This window comes from Metabacillus bambusae (genome assembly GCF_017497975.1).
Lineage (GTDB): Bacteria > Bacillota > Bacilli > Bacillales > Bacillaceae > Metabacillus > Metabacillus bambusae.
Genome location: NZ_JAGDEL010000002.1, coordinates 457,061 through 465,156, shown reverse-complemented (window position 1 = coordinate 465,156; position 8,096 = coordinate 457,061). Strand labels below are relative to the sequence as shown.

The 8,096-nt window shown below is 37.5% G+C and carries 8 protein-coding genes, 6 tRNA genes and 1 pseudogene; 12 read left to right on the top strand and 3 right to left on the bottom strand.

Going from position 1 to position 8,096, the window contains the following annotated elements; translation table 11 throughout:
* Nucleotides 1-46 precede the first annotated feature (46 nt).
* From I7822_RS04795 to I7822_RS04740, 12 genes and pseudogenes are all read left to right on the top strand, one after another.
* A tRNA-Phe gene (locus I7822_RS04795) sits at nucleotides 47-122 on the top strand.
* 27 nt (nucleotides 123-149) lie between these two features.
* A tRNA-His gene (locus I7822_RS04790) sits at nucleotides 150-225 on the top strand.
* Nucleotides 226-232: 7 nt separating this feature from the next.
* Nucleotides 233-306, top strand: a tRNA-Gly gene (locus I7822_RS04785).
* 11 nt (nucleotides 307-317) lie between these two features.
* Nucleotides 318-394, top strand: a tRNA-Ile gene (locus tag I7822_RS04780).
* A 14-nt stretch (nucleotides 395-408) separates the two neighbouring features.
* Nucleotides 409-483: transfer RNA gene (locus tag I7822_RS04775), tRNA-Asn, on the top strand.
* A gap of 86 nt (nucleotides 484-569) precedes the next feature.
* A tRNA-Arg gene (locus I7822_RS04770) sits at nucleotides 570-643 on the top strand.
* Nucleotides 644-1,067: 424 nt separating this feature from the next.
* Nucleotides 1,068-1,463: a DUF2089 domain-containing protein gene (locus I7822_RS04765; RefSeq protein WP_207975606.1), complete on the top strand. Its 396-nt coding sequence runs from the start codon at nucleotides 1,068-1,070 to the stop codon at nucleotides 1,461-1,463.
* The gene (locus I7822_RS04760; protein ID WP_207975605.1) at nucleotides 1,444-1,827 is read left to right on the top strand and encodes a hypothetical protein; all 384 of its coding nucleotides are present in this window, start codon (nucleotides 1,444-1,446) and stop codon (nucleotides 1,825-1,827) included. The genes I7822_RS04765 and I7822_RS04760 overlap by 20 nt, the downstream gene beginning before the upstream one ends.
* 5 nt (nucleotides 1,828-1,832) lie before the next feature.
* Nucleotides 1,833-2,111, top strand: coding sequence for a hypothetical protein (locus tag I7822_RS04755; RefSeq protein ID WP_207975604.1), 279 nt, complete (start codon nucleotides 1,833-1,835; stop codon nucleotides 2,109-2,111).
* An 80-nt stretch (nucleotides 2,112-2,191) separates the two neighbouring features.
* Nucleotides 2,192-3,721 (top strand): MDR family MFS transporter, encoded by a 1,530-nt coding sequence (locus I7822_RS04750; protein ID WP_207975603.1) that lies wholly within the window; start codon nucleotides 2,192-2,194, stop codon nucleotides 3,719-3,721.
* A 70-nt stretch (nucleotides 3,722-3,791) separates the two neighbouring features.
* Nucleotides 3,792-4,010, top strand: a pseudogene (locus I7822_RS30570) (TetR family transcriptional regulator C-terminal domain-containing protein); the annotation flags it as partial.
* A gap of 19 nt (nucleotides 4,011-4,029) precedes the next feature.
* Nucleotides 4,030-5,430: an aldehyde dehydrogenase gene (locus I7822_RS04740; RefSeq protein ID WP_243459250.1), complete on the top strand. Its 1,401-nt coding sequence runs from the start codon at nucleotides 4,030-4,032 to the stop codon at nucleotides 5,428-5,430.
* A gap of 86 nt (nucleotides 5,431-5,516) precedes the next feature.
* Here I7822_RS04740 and I7822_RS04735 read toward each other — a convergent pair whose 3' ends face one another.
* The 3 genes from I7822_RS04735 to I7822_RS04725 form a co-directional block, all read right to left on the bottom strand.
* Entirely contained in the window at nucleotides 5,517-6,167 is a 651-nt protein-coding gene (locus I7822_RS04735) for a TetR/AcrR family transcriptional regulator (RefSeq protein ID WP_207975602.1), read from the bottom strand.
* A gap of 88 nt (nucleotides 6,168-6,255) precedes the next feature.
* On the bottom strand, nucleotides 6,256-7,284 hold the full coding sequence (locus I7822_RS04730) for an ABC transporter permease (RefSeq protein ID WP_207975601.1): 1,029 nt from the start codon (nucleotides 7,282-7,284) through the stop codon (nucleotides 6,256-6,258).
* Entirely contained in the window at nucleotides 7,235-8,011 is a 777-nt protein-coding gene (locus I7822_RS04725; protein ID WP_207975600.1) for an ABC transporter ATP-binding protein, read from the bottom strand. Before I7822_RS04725 ends, I7822_RS04730 begins: the two co-directional genes overlap by 50 nt.
* Nucleotides 8,012-8,096 lie beyond the last annotated feature (85 nt).

The window sequence follows — 8,096 nt, the reverse complement described above, 5'->3', positions numbered from 1 at the left end:
GAGTTGACGAAGAGATTTGAAGCTTAACGGAAGCCGAAAACTAAATGGCTCGGTAGCTCAGTTGGTAGAGCAATGGACTGAAAATCCATGTGTCGGCGGTTCGATTCCGTCCCGAGCCACCATTTTTTAGATTAATTTTAACTCTTATGGCGATTGTGGCGAAGTGGTTAACGCATCGGATTGTGGTTCCGACATTCGTGGGTTCGATTCCCATCAGTCGCCCCATTAATTCGCGGGTGTAGTTTAGTGGTAAAACCTCAGCCTTCCAAGCTGATGATGAGGGTTCGATTCCCTTCACCCGCTCCAATTTTTAAAATGGGCCTATAGCTCAGCTGGTTAGAGCGCACGCCTGATAAGCGTGAGGTCGATGGTTCGAGTCCATTTAGGCCCACCATTTCATATTTTTATTCCGCAGTAGCTCAGTGGTAGAGCTATCGGCTGTTAACCGATCGGTCGTAGGTTCGAGTCCTACCTGCGGAGCCATTTTAATTGGAGAAATCCTCAAATGGCTAAAAAAACGCCTCTCTTAGGGTGTGAATCGTGAAGTTTACTTCTACTGTAAATATAGTGCGCCTTTAGCTCAGCAGGATAGAGCAACAGCCTTCTAAGCTGTCGGTCAGAGGTTCGAATCCTCTAAGGCGCGTAATTAAAAAAAGCAAAAACTAGTCAACCATTTAGGTTGGCTTTTTTTATTGTTTAGGAAATTATAAAATTCTTGAACTGTGGATAAGCGCACGACATCCAGCTCCAGCGCCTAGCCCCTCGAGGTCATAAGCTAATTTAGAATAGAAGGCGAAGAACGCCTTCTATTCTAAATCATCTTATTTGCCCGAGGCTGATCAAGGAGCTTGCGCTTTTGTTCTTAGAAAAAGCTACTTTATGTAGTTAAATTAAAGACTTTTCTTGTTATTAACCTACAAAATGTGAATGGATGATAATATTCAAATGTTATAATTGAATTATAAAATTTAATTAATTTATACAAAAAAATTAAAATATTTAAAAATAAACTTGAATTATTTAATTCTCATATTAAAATAAAGTTATAAACGTGAAAGGGGAGAATCATGGCTTATCCACTGATAACAGATTGTCCAGTATGCACCAAGAAGTTGAAAGTTACAAAATTGCATTGTTCACATTGCCAAACAACTATTGAAAATGAATTTGAGATGTCTAGATTTTTTTCTCTTGAACAGGAGCAACTTCAATTTATCGAAGTTTTTTTAAAATGTAGGGGAAATATTAAAGAAGTAGAAAAGGAGTTATCCATATCTTACCCTACAGTCCGTGGAAAACTAAATGAAATTATTGAAGCGCTTGGATATGCTGCACAACCCAAAAGTAAGATCGATAAGAAAAAGGTAATCTCAATGCTAGAATCAGGTGAAATAACTCCTGAAGAGGCAATTAACATGATTAAGGAAGGTGAGGTGGATGCATATGAAAGAGGAAATAGCTAAAGTGATGGCCATGGTACAAGAAGGAAAGCTTGATGTAGAAAAAGCAACTGAACTTCTACAGGTGATGAGAGGAACCGAAACAAGAAATCTACCGGAAAAAGAAGAAGCTTACAATAAAAAGATGCTTAGAGTACAAGTTTTATCTACTGAGAGAGATAATATTAATGTGAATGTGCCAATCAATCTAGTTAAAGCTGTTTTAAAAGCAGGCCATGGAATTGCAACCAAGGTTCCGCAAGCAGAAATGTATGTGAAGGACATTGATATTGATCTTCTTCTGCAAGCCATAGAAAACGAAATAGACGGACAAATCGTTGATATTACCTATGCAAACGGCGATAAGGTATCCGTTATTATTGAGTGAGATAAATGATTAAAGTAACGATTGTAACAAGGAAAACCTATCGCATTGTTGTCCCAGTTCCTTATTTTGTTTTGAATTGCTGTGGCTCTCTTTTATCGTCACATGCTTTTTGGAAACAGGTGAAAAAATGGACAAAACAAGATTCTAAAGTAAGTGTATGGCTACCTGATTCATTGGATAAAATGACACTTAAAGTATTAGTGTCTTCCCTGAAGAGTCACAAAGGACTACTGTTAGTGGATGTCAATTTGAAGGATAATATGAAGGTTAAAGTGAAATTATAATGTTGTAGATTTGAAGAGTGTCATTAAGTGATTTTATAGTAGTAAGGAAACAACCTAAATAGATTAAAGGAGACACACATTTGAAAACTGAGAATAACAAATTAGGATTTGTTGTTGCTGGTTTGCTACTTGCTATATTGATGTCATCAATGGACAATACGATTGTAGCAACAGCGATGGGGACAATTGTTTCAGATTTGGGAGGCCTTGATAAATTCATATGGGTCACTTCTGCCTATATGGTAGCTGAGATGGCCGGTATGCCAATCTTTGGGAAGCTGTCCGACATGTTTGGACGCAAACGATTTTTCATCTTCGGGATTGTTCTTTTTTTAATTGGTTCCATTCTTTGCGGTACAGCACAAAGTATTGAGCAGCTCAGCGTTTATCGAGCTATACAAGGAATTGGTGGAGGTGCGCTAATCCCAATCACCTTTACTATTCTTTTTGATATTTTCCCACCAGAAAAACGAGGGAAAATGACAGGCTTGTTTGGAGCAGTTTTTGGTCTTTCAAGTATTTTTGGTCCGTTGCTAGGTGCTTATATAACGGATTACATAAGCTGGCATTGGATTTTCTACATTAACCTTCCGCTCGGGCTACTTTCATTCTTTTTAATCTTTAAATATTATCAAGAATCGCTAGAGCATTCTAAGCAAAAGATTGATTGGTTTGGTGCATTTACCCTTGTAGGTTCAGTTATTTGCCTTATGTTTGCATTAGAGCTTGGTGGAAACGAATATGATTGGGACTCAATTAATATTATTAGTTTATTTGTAGGCTTTGTCATTTTATTTATAACATTTTTATTTGTCGAAACGAAAGCATCAGACCCGGTTATATCGTTTACCATGTTTAAGAACAGATTGTTTGCTTCTAGCACTCTTGTTGGATTGTTTTATGGTATAGCATTTATTGTCGCATCTATCTATATCCCTCTTTACGTACAGGGTGTCACAGGAGGAACTGCTACAAATTCTGGACTTATTCTTCTGCCTATGATGCTCGGTGTTGTCGTTTCGAGTCAACTAGGGGCAATCTTAGCGTCAAGGATCGGATATCGGAATGTGATGATGGCTTTCGCAGTTATCTTCATTGTTGGAATCTACCTTCTAGGTACACTGACAGTGGATACACCAAAATTAACCTTAACGTTGTACATGATTATTGTTGGACTTGGCACAGGAGCCTCCTTCTCTGTATTAAGCATGGCTGCAATTCATCATATGGATGCAAGGCAAAGGGGATCAGCCAATTCAACAATCTCTTTTGTACGACAACTTGGAATGACGATCGGAATAACGGTTTACGGAATCATCCAGCGGAACATCTTTTCTGATCATATGAATAAATCTTTCGAAGGCAGCGGGCAAACGTTTGAGGGAAGTGCCTCAAGTGATCCACGGTCTCTTTTATCACCTGAAGCAAGAAAAGCAATTCCTGAACCGATACTTGAAAAAATCACAGATGCTTTATCTAGTTCAATTGCCCAAACATTTATGTGGGCGTTGATCCCTGCTGCTCTTGTTATTGTTTTTGTTTTTATGTTGACGAATGACCGACTTGCAATGTCAACTCCTGCAACAAAGCAGGAACCACAGACTGAATAGCGAAAATTATTAATAAAGTAGTAAGAGCTTATTCACATTAGGATAAGCTCTTTACTTTGATGCATATCAAGATGGTATCTATAACAGACTCAAAAAATTACTAGATTACCTAGAATATGAAAATCTACTCCGTGAACAGCTTGATAAATCTTTAGAAGTTGAAAGATTATATGCTCTAATAGATGGAATTGCCATACATGCATTGCTTGATTCTGAAAGATTAAATAAAGACCGCATTCAAAGGTTGTTTGTATATCATTTAAATTCAATATGTGTTGAGGAAAGCTAAATAGATAGGAGGGATTTCGTTGCCTAAAACAATTAATAAAGAGCATACGCTAGATTCAGTTTATTCAAACGTTCAACTGCAGAAAAAGTTCTTTCATAGTGGTCAAACAAAATCAATTGAATTTAGAGTCAAAATGCTTGAAAACCTTGCTGATCTAATCCGTTCCAATGAGGAGCAAATATGTGAAGCACTAAAACTCGACTTAAATAAATCAAAAACCGAAGCATATGTTACTGAAATTGGATTTTTGCTTGAAGAGATCCGTTTTACTTTAAAAAATATCAACAAATGGATGAAGCCAGAAAAGGTAAAAACAGCAAAGACCCATATTGGGTCAAAAGGATACAAAATTGCCGAACCTTATGGAGTCACACTAATTATTGCGCCATGGAACTATCCTTTCCAATTACAACTAGCTCCACTAATAGGTGCAATTGCTGCGGGAAATACGGCTATTTTAAAACCCTCAGAATTAACACCACATACTTCAAGCTTGCTTGCTAGGGTAATAAAAGAAGTGTTTGATCCCTCATTTATTACGGTAATGGAAGGTGGAGTAGAAACAACTAGCCACTTACTTGAGCAGCCGTTTGATTTTATTTTTTTTACAGGGAGTGTACCGGTTGGGAAAATCGTGATGCAAGCAGCAGCTAAACGATTGATTCCTGTTACTCTAGAGCTTGGGGGAAAAAGCCCTTGTATTGTAGACGAAACTGCAGATATAGGCTTGGCGGCTAAAAGAATTGCATTTGGAAAATGGACAAATTCAGGACAAACTTGTATAGCCCCTGATTACTTGTACGTTCATAAAGACATTCGAAACAAGTTTATCGAAGAATTAAAAATAGTTGCTGTTGATTTTTATAGACAAAATCCAATTGAAAACGAAGACTATCCCAAAATTGTGAATGACCGACATTTCAATCGTGTAAGAGGGTATTTAAATGATGGAGAAATCTTGTTCGGTGGACAAATTAGCGACGAAAAACATAAGATTGGACCCACTTTGCTAAAGCCTAGAGATATGTCAGTATCTGTTATGACGGATGAAATTTTCGGTCCGATTTTGCCGATAATTGAATATGAACATATTCAAGAAGTTATTGATTTTGTTACAAGTCGTCCAAAGCCATTGGCTCTTTATATTTTTACTACAAATGAAGAGATTGAAAGGGCGGTTACAGATTCCATTTCATTCGGAGGGGGCTGTGTAAACGATACGTTAATGCACATAGCGACACCTTACCTTCCATTCGGTGGAGTAGGAGAAAGTGGGATGGGTTCATACCATGGTGAATCCAGTTTTGTTGCCTTCTCACATTACAAAAGTGTTCTCAAACAAACGAATCGTTTTGACTTAGGTATTCGTTATCCAAATGCAAAAAATAGTTTGAAAATCATTAAGCGATTTATGAAATAGTTGATAACAAGGAAGGATGGTCCAAATCTTATGTACTAGCCTTCCTTGTTACTTTTTGCATGCGACTTAAAATACATCGATAACCTTTACTTTTTAGGAGATAACCCGTGCATTAAAATTTGTACAGTTCTTTCGATTTCTGCTTCATCGTCCCATTCCGCTTCAGGCACTAGCAAATAGCGGGCAATGACATAGCCAAAGATCGTTGAAGCTGTCATCCGGATAACGCTATAAGGTGGCATGTCAATGATCTGTCCTTTAGCTTGGTAATGTGCAATCACCTTTTCGAAACGTTCAAATATCTTTTTCGCAATATGTTCCTTGAATTGTTCTTTTAATTCTGGTTGAAAAGGAATTTCTTGAATGAGTATTCGAAAAAGCTGCATGTTACTTACGAGAAATTTTGTGCGGTTCTCAATCATCGCTTTCACGAAGTCTTCAAAGCGTTCATAATCCTGGTTTAGTACTTTATTAAAATCTTTTATAACAAAAGGTGCTATTAGTTTCGCCATCATTGGGGCAACAATGGTTAGCAGTAATTCCTTTTTCGTTTTATAATGCCTAAAGATTGTTCCTTCTGCTACACCAGCTTTTTTCGCAATTTCACTTGTAGAGGTTGCCGCATAGCCTTTCTCTGCAAAGGACTCAATTGCAGCAGCTAAGATTTTTTTCTGCTTTTCTGTTAACTCCTCATCATGATTAAACAATTCATCGATCATTTTATCTTGTTCAGACATTTTGTGCTCCTTTGTACCTTGAATATAAGTCTATAATAAAGGATTTTTACTAGAAGGTGAAATTCAACATTTAGTTTATGTGCGTATTCTATATTTTCCGGTACTTTCTAAGCGCTAAGATGTTTAACATCATAAATAAGATGGAGAAGCCTGCCAAAGCAAGGAGATCCAGGTGGATTTCATCCCAGCCATAGCCTCTAACCATTACTTCTCTTAATGCATCTGCAGCATAGTATAATGGTGTAAATGGTCCAATCCAGCTGAGCCAGTCAGAAATTGTTTCTAAGTTAAACAATCCAGAAAAGAAAATTTGCGGGACAACGATAATCGGTATAAACTGAATCATTTGCAGTTCATTATTAGCAAAAGCTGAAAGTAAAATTCCTAAAGTAAGAGCTGTTAACGAAAGGAGTAAGGTTATTAACATGACATAGACGAAAGCTCCTTCCATCAGCATCCCTAATACATAAATAGCATAAGCGGCAATGATTGACGCCTGAACCATGGTAAATATACCAAAGCCAAGTACATAGCCAATTACGATTTCCCACTTTCGCAATGGACTTGATAGAAGTCGTTCGAGTGTTCCTGTTGTGCGTTCTCTTAAAAACGAAACGCCAGCAATAAGGAATACAAAGAAGAAAACAAAAAATCCGAGAAGAACTGGTCCAAAATAATCAAACTGTCCCATTTCACTGGAACCGTGTAAGTAATCAACTTCAAGGTTAAAAGCTGCGCTATTTCCTTGCAGAGGACCTAAAGCGGTTTGGATCCATTTAACTGTTGCTCCAGTAACACTTGGATCACTACCTTCAAGAAAAATTGAAGGAACCTGGTTGTCAAATCGGACATAGCCATCGATTTCTCGATCAGAAAGGTCCTTTTTAGCATCCTTTTCTTCATTATATTGAGTGACGGTTGCGTCATCTAGCTCGAGTTTATCTACGATTGATTCTGGAACATTTACTAGACCTACCTTAGGGTTATAATCATCACTATTAAAAACGAAGTGAAGCATCGTTAAAACAAGTATTGGAGCGAATATTAGCAACCCCATCGTTCTTTTATCACGAACGATTTGTCGTAAAATTCGAATGACTAAAGCTTTTATTCTCATTAGTAGCACCTCCATAGACAAGAAATGATTCTTCAATTGTTGTGGTCTTTGTTTTTTCTTTCAGTTCCTTTGGTGTACCAACTGCAATCAGGCCACCATTTCGCATTAATCCTAATCTGTCACATTTTTCAGCTTCATCCATGACGTGTGTCGTCACAATAATCGTCGTACCCCTTTTCTTTAGGTCATAGAATGCTTCCCAAATGCTTTTTCTCAAAACTGGGTCAATCCCGACAGTAGGCTCATCGAGTATTAGAATGTCAGGCTCGTGGAGAAGTGCAATAGCTAATGATAGCCTTCTTTTCATGCCACCAGAGTAATTAGAGACGAGTTTAGTCATGTGATCAGTAAGCTGAACGACTTCCATCACCTCAGTCATTCTTTGTTGCTGCTTCATGCCCTTTAAACCATAAAGTGATGCAAAAAATTGAAGATTTTCCTTTGCTGATAATTCTCCATAAAGTGCATCAGCTTGGGCCATATATCCGACTCTTTCGATTAATTTTAATGATGGCATTTTTTCTTGAAAAAGAAAGTTCTCTCCTGATGTTGGTAGATCCAATCCAACCAACTGTTTGACTAGCGTGGTTTTACCAGCACCTGAGGGCCCAAGAAGTCCAAAGATCTCGCCTTCATAGATATCTAGACTAATATCGTTTAAGACCTGCTGTTTTCCAAATGCTCTTGAGATATGTTGAATTGAAACAATCTCTTTTGTATGTTTCAAAATTCTTCACCTCTTCCTATAAAATGAGTGATTACTCACTAAAATAATAAACCCTGCTATTCCTTTTGTAAAGTGAGTAATCACT